Annotated in this window: 15 protein-coding genes; 8 read left to right on the top strand and 7 right to left on the bottom strand. The window is 41.3% G+C overall.

Translation table 11 applies throughout. From position 1 onward, the window contains the following. The first annotated feature begins 12 nt into the window (after nt 1-12). From X939_RS0103035 to X939_RS0103015, 5 genes are read left to right on the top strand one after another with little or no spacing between them, the layout of a single operon-like run. On the top strand, nt 13-681 hold the full coding sequence (locus X939_RS0103035) for a TolC family protein (protein WP_025761799.1): 669 nt from the start codon (nt 13-15) through the stop codon (nt 679-681). Continuing rightward, nucleotides 678-2,849 carry a GumC family protein gene (locus X939_RS0103030; RefSeq protein ID WP_025761798.1) on the top strand — a complete coding sequence of 724 codons (2,172 nt, stop codon included), beginning with the start codon at nt 678-680 and terminating at the stop codon, nt 2,847-2,849. Before X939_RS0103035 ends, X939_RS0103030 begins: the two co-directional genes overlap by 4 nt. Before the next feature lie 12 nt (nt 2,850-2,861). Continuing rightward, on the top strand, nt 2,862-4,040 hold the full coding sequence (locus X939_RS0103025; protein ID WP_025761797.1) for a glycosyltransferase: 1,179 nt from the start codon (nt 2,862-2,864) through the stop codon (nt 4,038-4,040). Continuing rightward, nucleotides 4,037-4,180, top strand: coding sequence for a hypothetical protein (locus X939_RS23565; protein WP_157493014.1), 144 nt, complete (start codon nt 4,037-4,039; stop codon nt 4,178-4,180). Before X939_RS0103025 ends, X939_RS23565 begins: the two co-directional genes overlap by 4 nt. 11 nt (nt 4,181-4,191) lie before the next feature. Then, entirely contained in the window at nt 4,192-5,655 is a 1,464-nt protein-coding gene (locus tag X939_RS0103015) for an O-antigen ligase family protein (RefSeq protein WP_025761796.1), read from the top strand. Nucleotides 5,656-5,730: 75 nt separating this feature from the next. On the opposite strand, the gene X939_RS0103010 is transcribed toward X939_RS0103015, so the two are convergent. Beyond that, nucleotides 5,731-6,594, bottom strand: a complete 864-nt coding sequence (locus X939_RS0103010; protein WP_025761795.1) for a glycosyltransferase family 2 protein — start codon at nt 6,592-6,594, stop codon at nt 5,731-5,733. 250 nt (nt 6,595-6,844) lie between these two features. Between X939_RS0103010 and X939_RS0103005 the strand changes: the two genes are divergently transcribed. Genes X939_RS0103005 through X939_RS0102995 form a run of 3 tightly spaced genes read left to right on the top strand, consistent with a single transcriptional unit; the run spans nt 6,845 to nt 9,967 of the window. After that, entirely contained in the window at nt 6,845-7,798 is a 954-nt protein-coding gene (locus X939_RS0103005) for a hypothetical protein (RefSeq protein WP_025761794.1), read from the top strand. After that, nucleotides 7,795-9,135, top strand: a complete 1,341-nt coding sequence (locus X939_RS0103000) for a flippase (RefSeq protein ID WP_025761793.1) — start codon at nt 7,795-7,797, stop codon at nt 9,133-9,135. The genes X939_RS0103005 and X939_RS0103000 overlap by 4 nt, the downstream gene beginning before the upstream one ends. Nucleotides 9,136-9,157: 22 nt before the next feature. Further along, entirely contained in the window at nt 9,158-9,967 is an 810-nt protein-coding gene (locus X939_RS0102995) for an alpha-1,2-fucosyltransferase (RefSeq protein WP_025761792.1), read from the top strand. A gap of 1 nt (nt 9,968) precedes the next feature. Here the strand turns inward: X939_RS0102995 and X939_RS0102990 are convergent, their stop codons facing one another. The 6 genes from X939_RS0102990 to X939_RS0102955 all read right to left on the bottom strand — a co-directional run bounded on the left by X939_RS0102990 (nt 9,969) and on the right by X939_RS0102955 (nt 15,224). Continuing rightward, nucleotides 9,969-11,072, bottom strand: coding sequence for a glycosyltransferase family 4 protein (locus X939_RS0102990; protein ID WP_025761791.1), 1,104 nt, complete (start codon nt 11,070-11,072; stop codon nt 9,969-9,971). Nucleotides 11,073-11,358: 286 nt separating this feature from the next. Further along, nucleotides 11,359-12,420: an ATP-grasp domain-containing protein gene (locus X939_RS0102980; RefSeq protein WP_025761790.1), complete on the bottom strand. Its 1,062-nt coding sequence runs from the start codon at nt 12,418-12,420 to the stop codon at nt 11,359-11,361. Next, the gene (locus tag X939_RS0102975) at nt 12,417-13,154 is read right to left on the bottom strand and encodes an NRDE family protein (RefSeq protein ID WP_025761789.1); all 738 of its coding nucleotides are present in this window, start codon (nt 13,152-13,154) and stop codon (nt 12,417-12,419) included. The genes X939_RS0102980 and X939_RS0102975 overlap by 4 nt, the downstream gene beginning before the upstream one ends. Before the next feature lie 38 nt (nt 13,155-13,192). Further along, nucleotides 13,193-13,738 (bottom strand): YceI family protein, encoded by a 546-nt coding sequence (locus X939_RS0102970; protein ID WP_025761788.1) that lies wholly within the window; start codon nt 13,736-13,738, stop codon nt 13,193-13,195. A 97-nt stretch (nt 13,739-13,835) separates the two neighbouring features. Then, nucleotides 13,836-14,573 carry a hypothetical protein gene (locus X939_RS0102965; protein ID WP_025761787.1) on the bottom strand — a complete coding sequence of 246 codons (738 nt, stop codon included), beginning with the start codon at nt 14,571-14,573 and terminating at the stop codon, nt 13,836-13,838. A 144-nt stretch (nt 14,574-14,717) separates the two neighbouring features. Then, a complete protein-coding gene (locus tag X939_RS0102955) occupies nt 14,718-15,224 on the bottom strand; it encodes a hypothetical protein (protein WP_025761786.1) in 507 nt (168 codons plus the stop codon). Nucleotides 15,225-15,730: the final 506 nt, after the last annotated feature.

The following is a 15,730-nucleotide window of genomic DNA, read 5'->3' as shown; positions in this document are numbered from 1 at the left end:
TAAATTTTTTACATGAGATTAATAATTTTACTTTTCTTCTTTTTACAACTGTGTTACTTCCCGACCAGAGCGCAACAGTCTATGTTAACGGAGGTATCTCCCGACTTACTTCAGAAGTTGGTAGATACAGCTAAGAAGAATTATCCCAGAATGGAAGTGTTCGACGCCCGTATTAAGATAGGAGAGGCCGGCATTAAACAGGCGAAGCTTTCTTATTTTGAGATTCTTTCATTTTCTTACTTATTCAATCCCAACCAAATCTCGGCAGTTAATCCCAATCTTCTGAATGGATATCAGTTTGGATTTTTCGTCAATATTGGTTCCTTATTGCAGAAACCCGCCAAAATAAAACAGGCACGCTACGAATTGGAAGCAGTCGAAGCCGAACAGGAGACCTATCAGCGTTCTTTGGAGGCTGAGGTTCGTAATCGATATTATGCTTATGTTCAGAATCTGGTTTTGCTAAACATAAAGACAAGTGCCTTAATGGATGCGCAAAGTGCTCTGAGCGATGTTCGTTATAAATTCGAAAAAGGTGAGCTACCACTCAGTAATTATAATAATGCACTCAATATGGTGTCCGATCAGCTGCAGGTGAAGGTCACTGCTGAAGCCAATTTACTTATCGCCAAAAATAATCTTGAAGAGATGATAGGCCAAACCATTGAATCCATCCAATGACCGAATTTTTACTTTTCCTCAAGCTGCTGAACCGCAACAAATGGAAACTCGTGCTAATACCCTTAGCTACCTTGATCATTTGTTTTTTTCTGGTGCGTGAATTGCCCAGTGAGTTTACTTCACACGGCAGTCTGGCAACGGGTTTGGTCGACAAAACAGAGGAAATTATCTCACTGGGAGAGGACGATCAGGAGTCAGAAATTAACCGCAAATTTGAAAACCTCATCCAAATGTTACGTTTGAAAAAGGTTTTGAATCAGGTATCATACGAATTGCTTCTTCACGAGTTGAAATCCCCTGCCTCCGAGCGCTTTAGAGAATCTTTAGGCGCTTTCGATACGATGTCGGCCCAGGAAAAGAACCGCTATATTCGTATACTAAATCAGAAATTAGAAAAAAGGGAAGATTTGCTTCCCGGAACGAAAGAAAATGACTTCCTAATAGCGGTTCTGAATGAGCTATCCTTCGATCATGAATCATTGGCCAGTTCATACACCATCTTCCGCCAGGGCAACTCCGATTATATCAGCATCGATGCTACAGCCAACGATCCTTTAGAGTCTGAATTTTTGGTTAACACCCTGATCGCCCGATTTGTCAACTACTTTTCGAACCGCTTGGTAGATAATAATGAAAAAGCATTAAAGTTTCTTTCGGATTTCCTGGAAACCAAACGGTCGGCGCTCACGAATAGAATGAATATTCTGAGGGAATTTAAAATTACAAACAGGGTTTTGAATCTTAATGAGCAGGCCCGAAGTCTTTATGGACAGATAGCAGAATATGAAGCGAAGAGGGAAATAGCGGGGAAAGAAATAGTTGCTTATGCCGAGGCAATTAAAAAGATAGACAAAAAATTTGACCCCAATCAACGTAAATATATCGAGCAGTCAATAGCAGGAATCAATCAGCAAATTGTCAGCTCCAAGGAAAGACTTAGAGCTTTAAATGAAGCTTATATCCGCAGTAACTTCGACCAGACCGTCAAGCGTTCACTCGACTCTACCCAAAGAAAATTGAATGAACAGATCAGCCAGGTATCAGATCAATACCTTTATGATCCGCTTACCTTAAAGGAACAATTGGTAAATCAGCGGCTAAGTATGGAAGTGGCCCTAGATTTGGCAGGCAATAGCGTGAATTCCATAAACAAAGAACTCAGTAGGCTCAATCGCAAATTTGACGAGCTGGTGCCTAATGAGGCTCAAATTCAGGAACTGGAGACGGGTATAGACATTGCAACCAGGGAGTATATGGAGGCGCTGCAACGTTATAATGATGTTACGCTTTCTGCAAGTTTTCCTGTACAACTCAAGCAAGCGGAATATGCCTTGCCGGGAGGGATAAAGCCCTCAAAAAAAATTATGCTCCTAGCCCTTTCGGGTATTGTCAGCTTCGTTTTTTGCCTTTTATTTTTCTTTATCGTCTGGTATTTCGACCGGGCTCTGCGCTACCCTTTACAGTTGGCCAATGAAACAGGAATTCCTGTCCTTGGTTACCTGAATTATTTAAACGATCCCGGGGCACTCCTGTCCATGGGAGAGATGGGCGCCACTAAGAATTTGAATCAGTATCAGCGTTTAATGCGTTCGATCCGGTTTGAAGTGGATCAGATGCAGATTGATCCTAAGGTGATTGTCATCACCAGCCTGGGAGAAGGAGAAGGGAAGTCATCGTTGACATCTGGACTTAGCTGGGCCTATTCCAAAATTAACAAAAAGGTTTTGCTCATCGATGGGAATATGGCTAACCCCAGCCTGACGGAAATCATGGAATCCAAGGTATATTTAGAAAATATAAAAGAACAATTACCTTCCGGCATTACTCAGGTCGGTGCACTTGCACATGTATCTAGTATTGGCAATCAAGGGGGAGACATATCTTTGGAGGAGCTCCTTTCCGCAGAGGAGAGGGGATATCTCATGGATTTTGCCAGAAAGCATTTCGATGTTATACTGATCGAAGTAGAAGCATTAGAAGCCCGTAATAAGGCCAAGGAATGGATGATTCATGCCAACGTTGTTTTAGCAGCATTTGCCTATGGCAAAACCATAAGTGAGGAAGATCGATCGCGAATTGATTACTTGAAGTCGCTTGATGGTAAGTTTGCCGGATGGGTGCTTACCGGCACCAAAGACATCCATGAAAAAGAATCGATATCTAGCTAAAATACAGGCTTTATGATTTTATTATATGTATTATGGATTTTGATTCAGGCATACTTCGGAGTGTTTCTGATCATGCCCTTGTTCATGTGGCTGATATACTTATTAGTAAATAAGTCAGTGAAGTGGAGTACAAATCACCCGAGGCCCGACTATGGTGTCATTGTCACGGCTTATCAGATAACGGATCAGCTTCCAGCAGTGGTGGCTTCCATTTTAAAATCTGATTATCAAAATTTTCTAGTCTATGTGGTAGCCGACAACTGTGATATCTCAGAATTGAATTTTATGGATCCCAGGGTGGTCGTGCTCCGACCGCCTGAGACCTTAGCGGGTAATGTGAAATCACATTTTTACGCCATAGAGCGTTTCCAAAGGTCGCATAGCCATCTGGCAATCATTGATAGCGACAATATAGTAGATGCTGATTTTATGAGCCAGCTTAACATTTACTTTGGACAGGGTTATGAGGCGGTTCAGGGGATTCGGTCGGCGAAAAATCTAGATACGGTTCTGGCTCGTCTGGATGCCGCCCGTGACATCTATTATCATTATTATGATGGAAAAGTACTTTTTGGTCTAGGTGCATCGGCAACCCTAGCGGGTTCGGGTATGGCCTTTACCACGAAACTTTATCGCGACTGCCTGCAAAATAAGGCGGTCGATGGTGCTGGCTTCGACAAGGTACTTCAACATGCTATCATCGATCAGGGTAAACGTATCGCATTTGCGGAGGAAGCCATCGTTTGGGATCAAAAGACCTCCGAGGCGGGGCAGCTCGTCAACCAGCGGGCCCGCTGGATTAATACCTGGTTCCGTTATTTTAGTCTAGGGTTTGGTTTGATGGGTAAAGGCATTGTTAACTTTAACTGGAATCAGTTTCTTTTTGGTCTTGTTCTGCTTCGCCCACCATTATTTATCTTTATTTTGGCTGCCGTAGGCTTTGCTCTGTTTAATTTAGCATTTTGGCCTGTCATTACCCTTTTATGGCTACTGGCTTTGCTATGTTTTGTTGTCGGGTTTATGCTGGCCCTATGGAATAGTCCTACAGACAGGTCTATCTATTCTGCCTTGAAGGGCATTCCGTCCTTTATCTTTTATCAATTAAGATCGTTACTAAAGGTAAAGAAGGCAAATCAAATTTCAGTAGCTACCCGACATAAAAATATTTCAGGAAAAGACTTGAAATCATGAAAGTAGAACCCAGGAATAAGGTGAGAGAAGGAGAAAGGGAGCCCCATCTTACCCCGGTGGATAAGGTGATGCGGCGCGTTGCTTTACTGGCCGCTTTTATCAGTATATTTTTCTTTTTCTTTAAGATTCTATTTATTTAAAATATTAGTATTTGAAATCCAGAGAAGGAAATCGTTCCTATAACCCATTTCGGGGGTATACCGACTGGCTATATGACTATCGGACGCTAGCGACACTTTCCGTAGTGGCCGTGTGCCTAGGTGTCCTCACAGTCAAAGGAGGACTGAGTACAGGAGTGCTGGTTCTGGTAGGTCTGGCGGCCCTTCCTACCGTGTATGCCATGATGATGTTTCCTTTTTTCGGGATTCTATGTCTCATTATCCTGGCTTACTTCCTTTTCTTTATTTTTAGAATGGGGGTTAACTTTCCTTTGGGGACGGTTCTGGACGGGATGCAGGCTTTTCTACTACTTAGTCTGATTATTAGTCATAAAAAGAGGCCGGATTGGTCTATCTTCAGGGGGCCGGTATCCGTTATGATTCTAGTATGGGTAGGTTATAATCTGCTGCAAGTAATAAATCCGGCTGCCGAATCAAGATTGGCATGGGTGTATACCGTACGCACGGTGGCTGTGATTACACTGATGTACTATGTTTTTGTCTATTATATCCGAACGCTTGAACAGGTACGTATTCTTTTGGTTCTATGGCTTACCTTATCCTTAGTTGCTGCATTATACGCTTACCGACAGGAATATCTTGGATTTCCAGATTCAGAAATGGCTACTTTGGAGTCGGATCCGCTCAATGTTTCATTGCTCTTCATCGACGGGCACTGGCGTAAATATTCCATATTTTCGGATCCTGTTGAATTTTCTTACAACATGGTGTTAGGCTGTCTTTTATGTATCGTGCTATTACTAGGGCCTATACCCAAATGGATGAAGGTCCTGCTCGTGCCTGTTCTCGTCTTCATGGGACATTCTATGCTTTTCTCGGGTACAAGAGGAGCATATGTGCTCGTGCCGGCAGCTTTGGTAATGCTGGCCATACTAAAGTTTAGTAAGCAAATCATGATAGGCGCCATTCTGGCCACTTTTTTCTTCGTCGCACTTATTTTTATTCCCACGTCTAATCCTTCCATTGCTCGGTTTCAGACTGCCTTTAGGCCCGGAGATGACGCTTCTTATAATGTACGCAAAATGAATCAGGCTCGCATTAAGCCCTATATTCTGTCGCACCCAATGGGCGGCGGGCTAGGTGCTACGGGCATGTGGGGAGTACGTTTTGCTCCCTATTCCTATCTTGCAAATTTTCCACCTGACAGCGGGTATGTGCGGGTAGCAGTGGAATTAGGATGGATCGGGTTATTTTTGTTCTGTATTTTGATGTATATATTTTTAAGTACGGGCATTGATCAGTATTACCGAATACGAAATCCAGAACTGAAAATGTATTGTCTGGCTATGATCCTCGTACTATTCGCCTTAAACATTGGGAATTTTCCTCAGGAGGCGCTAGTTCAATATCCCAATAACATACTTTTCTATTTAGCAATCGCCCTCATTCAAGTTTGCTATAGATTGGATAAGTCTGATCTATGCTATGACCGCTGAGAAATTTAAAATTGCCCAAGTTATTTTACATGCAATCAGAAAATTATTAACTGGAAGGAAGGGCTGAGCCCCTCCCTAAGTAAACTCTTTAAAAATGCGTAGCTGATATTTAATTCGTTTTGTAAAGGCTTGCCATAAGCTTCCATCGTCCATGAGGCGTCTGGAAGAAGTGAACACGCGGGCTTTAGGGGCACTAACTAATTGAATACGACCTCTGGTGAGCAGATTGCGAGCCATCCGACCATCTTCTGCGTCGTTTTCATTATCATTACCAACGGCCCCGTCGTATTTTCGCCCCCCTGTAACATTAAAGCCACCCGTTTCTAGGCCTATGCTTCGAATCAGTCCCATATTAAAACCATAAATGTTAAGATACTGACGTTTCCTTTGTCTAATACGAATGATAATTTCTGTAAATAGTTCATAAAACCAGAATCCCATGCGACCTTGACCCTCAGGAGGTATAAATGAATAACGACCATAGACGCCCGTGACGTCTTGATCGGTCACCATAGGCTCAACCATGAGATCAATCCAGGCAGGCGGATAGAGTGTATCGGCATCGGCACACAGAAAATACTTGCCTTTGGCTTTTTCCAGACCCAATTGACGAGCGTAGGGAGTTCCTTGCTTTGGCTGAAAAAAATTCTTAACACCTAATTGGTCAAGCACCTGCTGGGAATTGTCTGTAGAATTATTATTAATTACAATAATTTCTGTTCGGTACCTCGTGGAATTAGCCGATAAGGCTGAAAGTGTTCTAAAAATGTTGTCGGCTTCATTCCACATAGGTACTACTACACTGACCTCAGGATTCTCTGGACTGAATTTTTTTAGCTGACTCTTTAGTTTTTCTATCCGATCGGGACTAATATCCTGGAAACGTAAATGTGAAAACAAATGGGCTTTAGTCCAGCCAGGCATGCTATAGAAAGACATAAGGTTCAGTGCGACGTTGAGGGGTTTTAAAACGACTATATGAGCGTAAATATACAGTTAATTGAAATATTTTGAATTTTATTTTCATGCATTTCCAAAACATTTATGGGTTAACCGTATTTAAATATACAAATAAATTCTACTTTTGAATAAGAGAATAATTGGATAGGTTCAACTTCATATTAGTCGCCTAACGGTAACAGGATTTGCATCTGTTATTCTTTTAACAGGCAATACGCATCAATGGTATATGTTAAATAAATTATTAAGTCTTTTCGTACTGCTTCGCTTTGGACGACTTCCTTCTGAATGGAGATATTATTATAGGCACACCTACGAGTGCCAAATCCGACAATGGCGATATTATATTAAGGACTATTGGACCAAGCCGGTATATAAGGAATTAAGTTTTCAGGGAGAATTCGCTCCGGAGCTACAATTCGTGCTCCCTTTTGCCTATTGGCATCATATGAATGGGACCTTAAAATCCACAGCTTCGTCAAAATATACCAAAGAGCTTTATTTCTTCTCCGATACGCATCAGGAAACTTTTGAGACCAGAAATAATGAAGGGAACTATAATCTGGAAATGCCTAGAATCCTGTACAGCCAGGATTATGACATGGAGAAATGGTTGCCAGTTCCTTTGAAAGCGCATTACCAAAACGATATTTACCGATATGATAAGCCAATATTGATCATAGCGAATCGATATAATATGGAATGGGATGGTCCGCCTGTCAGTTATTTTAGTATTGAGATTCTACAATATATTCTAGACCGATTGAGTAGCCGGTATCAGATCGTTTATAACCGGCCCCGACCACAGAATATCACCATGGATAATTCCGATGTATATGACATGGATGAATACACTTGGCTTAAGGAGGAGTATCCGGAGGTTATTTTGATGGAAGATCTATATTTGGAAAACAAGGCAGGTGCTAGGAATTTCAACCATTTGCAACTGATGGTCTATGCCAATGCCACCGATTTTTTATCTATACATGGGGGAACAGCCACTTTGGCTAGTTACTTTGGAGGTAAAAATTTAATTCTATCGAAAAAAGGCCCTGAGCATCATTTTAAGTGTTACGAAAAATTATACCCTAAATTTTCAGGAGCAGAAATTTTTCATGCCAAGTCTGATGATGAGGTTAAACAAATAATTATGGACCATTTCTTAATGGTAGCAAAGGGATGAGTAGCAAGGCGAAGGATCAATATTGGTTAAAATCAGGTCTGCTTAATATTTTACAGAATTTCTCTGGGGTACTATTTGGTTTTGGAGGCTTTTATCTTCTTGTTCGTATTCTGTCGAAGGACGACTTCGGGGTATGGACCCTTTTTATGTCGGTAACCACCATTGCTGAAGCGATTCGTAGTGGTCTGATCCAAAACGCATTGGTTAAATATCTTTCGTCGGCAGAACCTGCCGAGCATCCTGAAATCATAACCGCCTCATCGGTTATTAGCATAGCTATTACCATGCTCTGTTTGCTGCTGATAGGTATTTTTGCTCCATATTTAAGTAGTTTATGGGACTCACCCCAGCTCATCAGCCTATTGTATACTTATATACTGGTATACATCTTTTCAGGAATTCTCACCCAATTTAATGCCATAGAACAAGCCAATCTTCAATTTCAAGGAATATTTATTACCAACTTCATCAGACAAGGAATATTCTTTGGATTTGTATTAGTCTCATTCTTATCCGAATATAAGATATCTCTTCTGGATTTGGTTTGGGTACAGGCCCTAGGGGCTATTGTCAGCAGCGTTATAGCATTTAAGTTTGTGAGGCCTTACTTTAAATTGGCCTTTACGATAAGCAAGGAATGGTTAGATCGGTTATTTGGATACGGTAAATATGCCTTTGGGACAGCAGTTAGCTCGCTTTTATCCGGAACAGTGGACCAAATGATGCTTGGAGCTATGTTGTCTCCTGCCGCCTCAGGCGCCTTTAATATTGCTGTCCGAATTACCAATCTGATTGATATTCCAGGGAATGCAATTGCCGTCGTGGTGTTCCCTCAAAGTTCGAGACGGATGGAAACAGAAGGTAAAAGCGGAATCAAGTACCTGTATGAGAAATCGGTAGGCACCACCTTGGCCCTGGTCTTGCCTGGAGTGCTTTTCCTATATCTTTTTTCCGACTATGTGATATACTTTATTGCCGGAGAAAAATACGCAGACACCATTCCCTTGCTGCAGGTCACCCTTCTTTATTGCCTGTTGATTCCTTACGGAAGGCAGTTTGGTACTATTCTGGACTCTATTGGAAAGACTAAAACTACTTTTCTGGTGGTAGTGGGAGTTACGGCCGTCAATCTCGGCTTAAACTACATTCTGATTGACGAAATGGGTGTTATGGGTGCAGCCTATGCCACTCTTATCTCCAATATTGTCGGGTTTGCCATCGCTCAGATTATACTTAAAAGAGAGATAAATGTGAGTTTATGGTCGACCTTGAGATTTATGGTTCAATTTTATCCGGAATTTTATACGAAATATATAAAGGCACGGATTCAGTCTTAGTGCTCATAATTATGAATTGCTTATGATCGGAGTGAATTTCAATGGTAGATTGGGAAATCAGTTATTCCAATATTGTTTTCTTCAATACTTAAAGTCCAGGGATCCCCAGAAAACATATTTTTTTCCTAACCCGCACCATGCCAGTTTAGCTCGGTATTTCGATCTGGGGTATTGGCCCAATTTGTCTCTTAATTCTAAGCTTTATTCCTTACTGACTAGGTCTGTGCCCAGAGTGCGGAGTTTTAAGGAGGTACATGTTCAGAATCTGTTTAGTCCTAAGCATCATACGCCCAGAGACTGGACTATCTACCATGGTTTTTTTCAATCTGATTTTTATATTAACCAAATTGGGAGGCCTCTGTCCCTGAAGATTAAGGCAGCCTTTCGTCAGGCATTTGACGAACAGTATGGAGATCTTTTCCGGAACCATAAAACGGTGGTAGTTCATATACGCCGTACCGATTATCTGTCCTATGGCAAAAGGGATATTTCTTTACCGATAGAGTATTTTCAACGAGAATTGATGCGTATTGAAGCTCTTGAAAGTTATAAGGTCATCTTTGTGAGTGATGATATGGAGTTCGTTAAAAACGCTTTTCCACATCGAGATAACTATATGTTCTTGAGTAACTCAGAAATTATAGATTTCCAATTAATTCAAAATGCCGACATTGCCATCATATCCAACAGTACGTTTGCATGGTGGGCGGCTTACTTATGCCCCAAAAAGAACAGGGTCATTGCTCCTCATAATTGGTTTGGATTCCGTATTGGTCGGGAGCATCCCAAAGGAATTATGACCGATCGGTTCGAATGGGTAGATGTACTATAAGCTAAGGACATAATCGACTGTAAAGATCAAGTGTTTGAGCAATGGATTTTTCTATTGGAAACGCTTCCAAACGAACCTTCCCCCTTGTGACATAGGCTTTACGCTGCTCATAATTGGATAGTAGCAGGTCCATTTGAACGATGAAATCCTCCAATGAATACGGATCGAAATAAGCAACGGCATCCTCGGCAATCTCTTTAAAACAGGGGGTATCACTCAGTAAAATAGGACAATTAGCCTTAAATGCTTCTAAAATCGGAAGACCAAAACCTTCGTATAATGAGGGATATACGAATAATTGTGCATCCCTGTAAAGAGTGTTTAATTGTTGATCGCTCACATGAACATGACGAATGCGGGAACTTAGGCTTTGTCGTCGTAAAAGCTCCTGATCGGCAATACCCAGAGCCCCTCCTCCTGTGAGAATAACCTGAAGTTTTGGGTATTTATGGGAGAGAACCTTGAAGGCATCAATAAACAAATAGAAGTTTTTGTATCCACTTCTGTCTCCTACATAAAGAAGATATTCTTCCGGTAAATTGGTTACGGGAGCAAACTTTAGTGGTTCCTGAAGATCTATTCCATGATAGATTACAGATATCTTCGATTCGTCTACCTCATGAAAATGCATAAGATCTTTCTTGGTAGTCTCAGAGATGGCAATAATGGCATCTGCTCTCTCTATTTGCAGCCTTTTATGATAGGTTAGGGGGTCTTGTGCCCAAAAGTACTCCGGAAGTTTTTCATAGGTCATGTCGTGAATAGTTGAGACCAAAGGTTTATTCAAAACCTTTAAAAAATAGGGATCATAATAGGTCGGGTGGAACAGATCATAATTTCCTTGTTTTACCAAATATTTACTATAAGCTTCATTGGCTTTATAGAGTTGAGCATTGAGCCGTTGATGTTTCAGAAGCGGAGATAATATAGTATCCAGGCCTCTGGCAGCGGGGTTAAGATAATGATTCTGACTATATAATATGCCGAGCACACTGCTAAACTCAGATGTCTGGGTCATATGTTGAATGATATTGGCGAAATAACGACTTATTCCTCCATAGCGTTGGCTGGTAAATTTCTGGTGATCGAAGAGTACTTTCGGCATTCTTTGTATTTTGAGCACTGGATATATTCTTATTTTGACTGGCAACTATTCGGGACTACTGACGAATTAGTTTGGTAATTTACTCAGGATTTAGCAGATTTTTGATAGCCGTCCTGTTTTTTAGTTATCATGGAGGCCACTTCCTTCCCGTTTGAACCGTTTTGCCCTAACCGAGCTAACCTAGGAACTTTGAATAATGTGGGAATGATCCCCATTTAATCTGCTCGTTCCATCAATTAGCAAACTCTTGCCAGGCTTACTGTAAATAAATACCTGCTTTTAAGGATTAGAACTTCTTAGAAATATGAGCCTTATGCCGCCAATTTTCTTTAAGCATTTGCAGTCCGTCCTTAGCTGCCATAAATGGTATCCCCTTCTCCTGACTATTTTGCATCCTGATCTTGTAGAGCAGATTGAGGTGATAAATGATTTGTTTCCAGGCATGGAAGACAGAATACTTGGGATCGTACATATGGGTAGGTTCCGATCCTGCCCCGTTAAGCTCAATAATAGAAAAGTTTTTCCCCACTTTCAGGTCTTCCCAATTGAGATATTTTATATCTAGACGTCCAAAATAAAACTCTGGTATGGATTGGCATATCGCCTCAAAATGGTTCCGGAATATGGAATCAGCGAGATGGGTTAAATCAATAAATTTGGCCCCTCGACTATGATTTCCAAAGGGGACCAGAATTTTTTCTTCTCCGGCAGATAAGACTACCTTCAGTGCCTTCGATTCTGAAATTCTAAGCGGGGCGAGTTGGAGAAGAAATCGGGGTTCCCGAATAAGCAATTGCTCTACCGTTCGATGCCCGTCTCCTATCACCTTAAGGAACTCCTTTCCCACTACTCCAGTTATTTTTCCCGATGATTGACCGGGAATTCGGCAGTAAAAAATCCCCACCTCTTCGGGGAGGTCTACAAATTTCTGAATTAAAAAAGGAACCGTTATATTAGAAAGGTATTTTTTCAGGTCGGAACGGTCCTTGATGAGTTTTACCATCAACCCTCTCTGCCCAGTGTCTGGCTTGGCGATAAATGGAAATGAGAGTCCCTCTTTTCTTACCCTTTCCAAAAGATTTTCAATTTTGCAATCGGGGTGAAAAAGTAAGGTCTTCGGGTAAAGGCTAGCCGGAAGCAGATCGTAGATTTCTTTTTTACTCTCCTGAAGGAAGCCCCCATTCCTTATGAGAGGATTGGCAGCATTGAAAAAGCAGAGTGATTTAGCCCTAAGGGAAAGGTACAAATAGTAGAATACCATGGGGGCATAGACCATATGAAAGGGCCAGTATTCCCAGTGAGTTAGTTTAATATAGAAGCGTTTTAGAATCAGCCATTTCTCGCTCATATGATCACCTTATTACTTTCTGAAAGGAATATGGGGAGTTGTATCTGGTAATCCTCATTTGATTTTAAATCCAGATAGTGCATGCTGGATAGCCGTTGATTGACCTCTACTGAGGTTATGCTTACGGTCGATAGGTTATTATTTCTGCTCATCACCAATGCCTGCGAAGAATCACCTTCCCCCGTCTGTCGATGAAAAGTCAGGATTTCGTTCTGCAAAAAAACCGTCTGTTTTTCGGTCCAGAGTTCGAACCATTGTTGGCGTTTTTTTATAGAATCGGAGTTATATAATGTGACAGATGACCAAATATAGGGCTTATGTCTGTTGAGGAGCATGGTATGATGCTGTTCACCATCCCAACGGCATTCAAAAAGGTTATGGCCCTCATGAATAATCAAGGTGAAAGGTTCGATTAATTCAAGATTACACGCTTCAAATTCCTTGACAGGTTTTGGGTGTCCAAGAATATCCAGTAAAATGCGTCCCCGGCTCCTGGCATAGGAGGGGGCAGGAGTGTGGGCCTGAAAAGCTCCATTGAGTAGTACCGCCGATATACCAGTTTCCAGCGAAATAATCCATGTTCCTCCCGCTTTGGCGTCGGTAGGGTAGATGCACTGGTACTGATTTAGACGGTGAATCTGAGGGGGGCTGGCCAGTGGGCGGGTGAGATGCTCATCCCGGTTAGAGGTTAATATATAGCCATTAGGCCGGGGTAAGTATGTAACTGTACACATGTTAAGTATTGAGAATGTTAAGGTTTGGTTCGTGAAGATTATTTTGCGAAGACCTTTATTTTTACCCATAAATCATTGGACAGCGTCAGGCTTCGTCCTCCTACATGGTAGTCCCGCCTATTGATAGGAAACTCCCCAAAAAAGGTATAACCTCCCGCTTCTGCTGTCGCTTCGAAAGGAAAGGAAATGGCCTTGGTGACATCCTTAATCGTTAGTTTCCCTTCCAGTATATACCGTCCAGGTCCGCTGTGACTCACCTTGGAGCTAGTAAACTTCATCAATGGATATTTATTAACATTAAAATACTCGTCTTGTTTTAAATGTCCATCACGCAAATGATTATCCGTATTGATGGACGAGGTTGGGATCTGAATAACGAAACTTGAAGAGGACAGGTTGCTTGGATTAAATAGTATTTTCCCTTCTATCTCCGAAAAATGACCAGTCGTTCTAATACCTAAATTTTTAATTTGAAAGGAAATACTGGACTGTGAAGCGATGGGTCGAAGCGACTGACCTGGAAGCCTAGTTGAGCGCAGCGCCAAGGTAAGGATAAAAAGGATGAACAGTAGGGATCGTAACATGGTTTACTAGCGGTAAGCGCTTATCAAAAATAGGGTATCATCGGGACGAATCCTGAGTCAATATAATTGTAATTTTTTTGCGATTAGGTTTCTACCATCAAAAATGGTAGGAAATTCCTAATCCAAAGTTATTGGCTTTATTCCTGAATTTTTCAATCCTTGTACCATCTGAAGCTATCTGCTCAACAGAATTAGTCTTGTACTCTGTAAATAGGAATTGGTAAATTGCCCTTAGTCCCCAATTACTATTGAACTGATATTTTAAAAAGAATTCTGAATTGAGGGTGCCTTTATCGTGATCCCCAGTTAACAATAGGTTAAAATTGCTAGGACGAACCGCAGGGTCCATCTTAAGGATGCCTTGCGATTGTAATGTTCCCGGAGATTTTCGCCCAAAACTATAACCAATCAGGTCTATATTAAATCCTGCGCTGATTCGTGCAGTAAATGCATAGCTGAGATTGGCTGTTATATTCAGGGCATTGACCAGGGGGCGTCTCACTGTGAGGGTATCCCAATTCTGCGTTTCCTGCCCCGCAAAAAATATTAGAAAAGGTGCGGTGAAGCTCCGTGTAAGTCTGGCTGGCCCAGCAGTAATATATCGATTATTATTGCCATAAGAATTGGTTAGACGAAGTCCCAACCCAGCATCAAATCGCTTATTTTTACCAAATTTATAGGAATGAACATAGGCCAAAGCCGTACTTCCCTGATGGTGGCCCATGGTGGTAGCAAAGTCCAGATGCTGACCGGAACCGGCATCCGATGCCGTCTGGGCAAATACTACTATATTCCCCCAAAGAATGAAAATAGTAAGTTGAACAATTTTTTTCATGGTGGAGTCATCATTTTTATGATAAGGAAAGCCTAATAAATGACTGATAATGTCCGTAAAAATAGTATTTCAAGGCTACCCCCTTACTTTTGCGTCCAATGCAATTAATTCTGGCGGAGTAGGATTGGTAAAGCGATTATCATTTTAAAATTTTACATTAACCCTTTCGCGGTATCTACGAGTCGAAACTGCAACACCAAAGTCACTCGGTAAGGGACGATCCCAGATCTGATTCCATCCTATTCTTATGAGAGCCATATGATGTACAGTATGTTCTATATTATAAATGAGCTCCCGATAGTAGGTGGTCGGTAATAAAGTTTTTTCTGATAACATTTCGTTATAATCTGAAACCAGAAGCAGGGACTTGTCGTCTTTTTCTACCTCAACTCCAATTTTTCTGAGACAACTCACTGCCATTTCGGGATTATTTTCTAAATCAAAATCCCTCTTACGAAGTTCATAATCCACTTCCCCCAATACATAACCATTTTCAAGCTCTTTGAAGACTTCAATTATATGGCGGATATGTTGTCCTATACTAGCGTTGGACAATGCGGGGATAGGTTGGCTATATGTAGAAGAATCTAATTGGTCAATCATCTGGGTTAATTGCTCGAATAGATGGAGAATGGATGCTCTAAGCTTCATAAAGAGAAAAACGCTTCTGATGAATGATTACGTACTGACTGGACAGATCCTGTATGGCAGTGTAATTAATTCGAACTGAATAAAATCAGGATTCTCCTTAAATCTATTCATAAATGATTGATTCAACAAATATGGCCTTTTAATTAAAGGGTGTGGACGCCTATTATTCAGGATACGATCGTTGGAATATGAAAGATGAGTACTAAAAAGCATGCCATTTTTCCATTCATTTTAAATTGGGCGATTATTTTAAATCTATTCCTAGGCCTTTTTTCCTAGGACTTTGGTACCTTCATAAATTGTAAACGGGTTTTGGACTATAACCTACAGAGCAATTTGAGGTAGTTTAGCAATTTCTTTATTTTTGGATGTTCAGACGTAGTTTTAATAATTTGAGTAGCTTGCCAAGAAGTATGAAGGGCATAGTTGCAGAATTTATTTTCTCTGGTGCCTTCTTCCGGTCGCAGGCCACACTTTCACCATTAGTGCCCGGGCTGCTGAGGTGT

The sequence above is a fragment of the Dyadobacter tibetensis Y620-1 genome, assembly GCF_000566685.1.
Lineage (GTDB): Bacteria > Bacteroidota > Bacteroidia > Cytophagales > Spirosomataceae > Dyadobacter > Dyadobacter tibetensis.
Note: the sequence above shows the minus strand (reverse complement) of the source record. Positions and strands in the feature narration are given on the sequence as shown.

Coding starts and splice junctions, on each gene's coding strand:
- X939_RS0103035 (WP_025761799.1), top strand. CDS start 13: ATGAGATTAATAATTTTACTTTTCTTCTTTTTACAACTGTGTTACTTC.
- X939_RS0103030 (WP_025761798.1), top strand. CDS start 678: ATGACCGAATTTTTACTTTTCCTCAAGCTGCTGAACCGCAACAAATGG.
- X939_RS0103025 (WP_025761797.1), top strand. CDS start 2,862: ATGATTTTATTATATGTATTATGGATTTTGATTCAGGCATACTTCGGA.
- X939_RS23565 (WP_157493014.1), top strand. CDS start 4,037: ATGAAAGTAGAACCCAGGAATAAGGTGAGAGAAGGAGAAAGGGAGCCC.
- X939_RS0103010 (WP_025761795.1), bottom strand. CDS start 6,594: ATGTCTTTCTATAGCATGCCTGGCTGGACTAAAGCCCATTTGTTTTCA.
- X939_RS0103005 (WP_025761794.1), top strand. CDS start 6,845: ATGTTAAATAAATTATTAAGTCTTTTCGTACTGCTTCGCTTTGGACGA.
- X939_RS0103000 (WP_025761793.1), top strand. CDS start 7,795: ATGAGTAGCAAGGCGAAGGATCAATATTGGTTAAAATCAGGTCTGCTT.
- X939_RS0102995 (WP_025761792.1), top strand. CDS start 9,158: ATGATCGGAGTGAATTTCAATGGTAGATTGGGAAATCAGTTATTCCAA.
- X939_RS0102990 (WP_025761791.1), bottom strand. CDS start 11,072: ATGCCGAAAGTACTCTTCGATCACCAGAAATTTACCAGCCAACGCTAT.
- X939_RS0102980 (WP_025761790.1), bottom strand. CDS start 12,420: ATGAGCGAGAAATGGCTGATTCTAAAACGCTTCTATATTAAACTAACT.
- X939_RS0102975 (WP_025761789.1), bottom strand. CDS start 13,154: ATGTGTACAGTTACATACTTACCCCGGCCTAATGGCTATATATTAACC.
- X939_RS0102970 (WP_025761788.1), bottom strand. CDS start 13,738: ATGTTACGATCCCTACTGTTCATCCTTTTTATCCTTACCTTGGCGCTG.
- X939_RS0102965 (WP_025761787.1), bottom strand. CDS start 14,573: ATGAAAAAAATTGTTCAACTTACTATTTTCATTCTTTGGGGGAATATA.
- X939_RS0102955 (WP_025761786.1), bottom strand. CDS start 15,224: ATGAAGCTTAGAGCATCCATTCTCCATCTATTCGAGCAATTAACCCAG.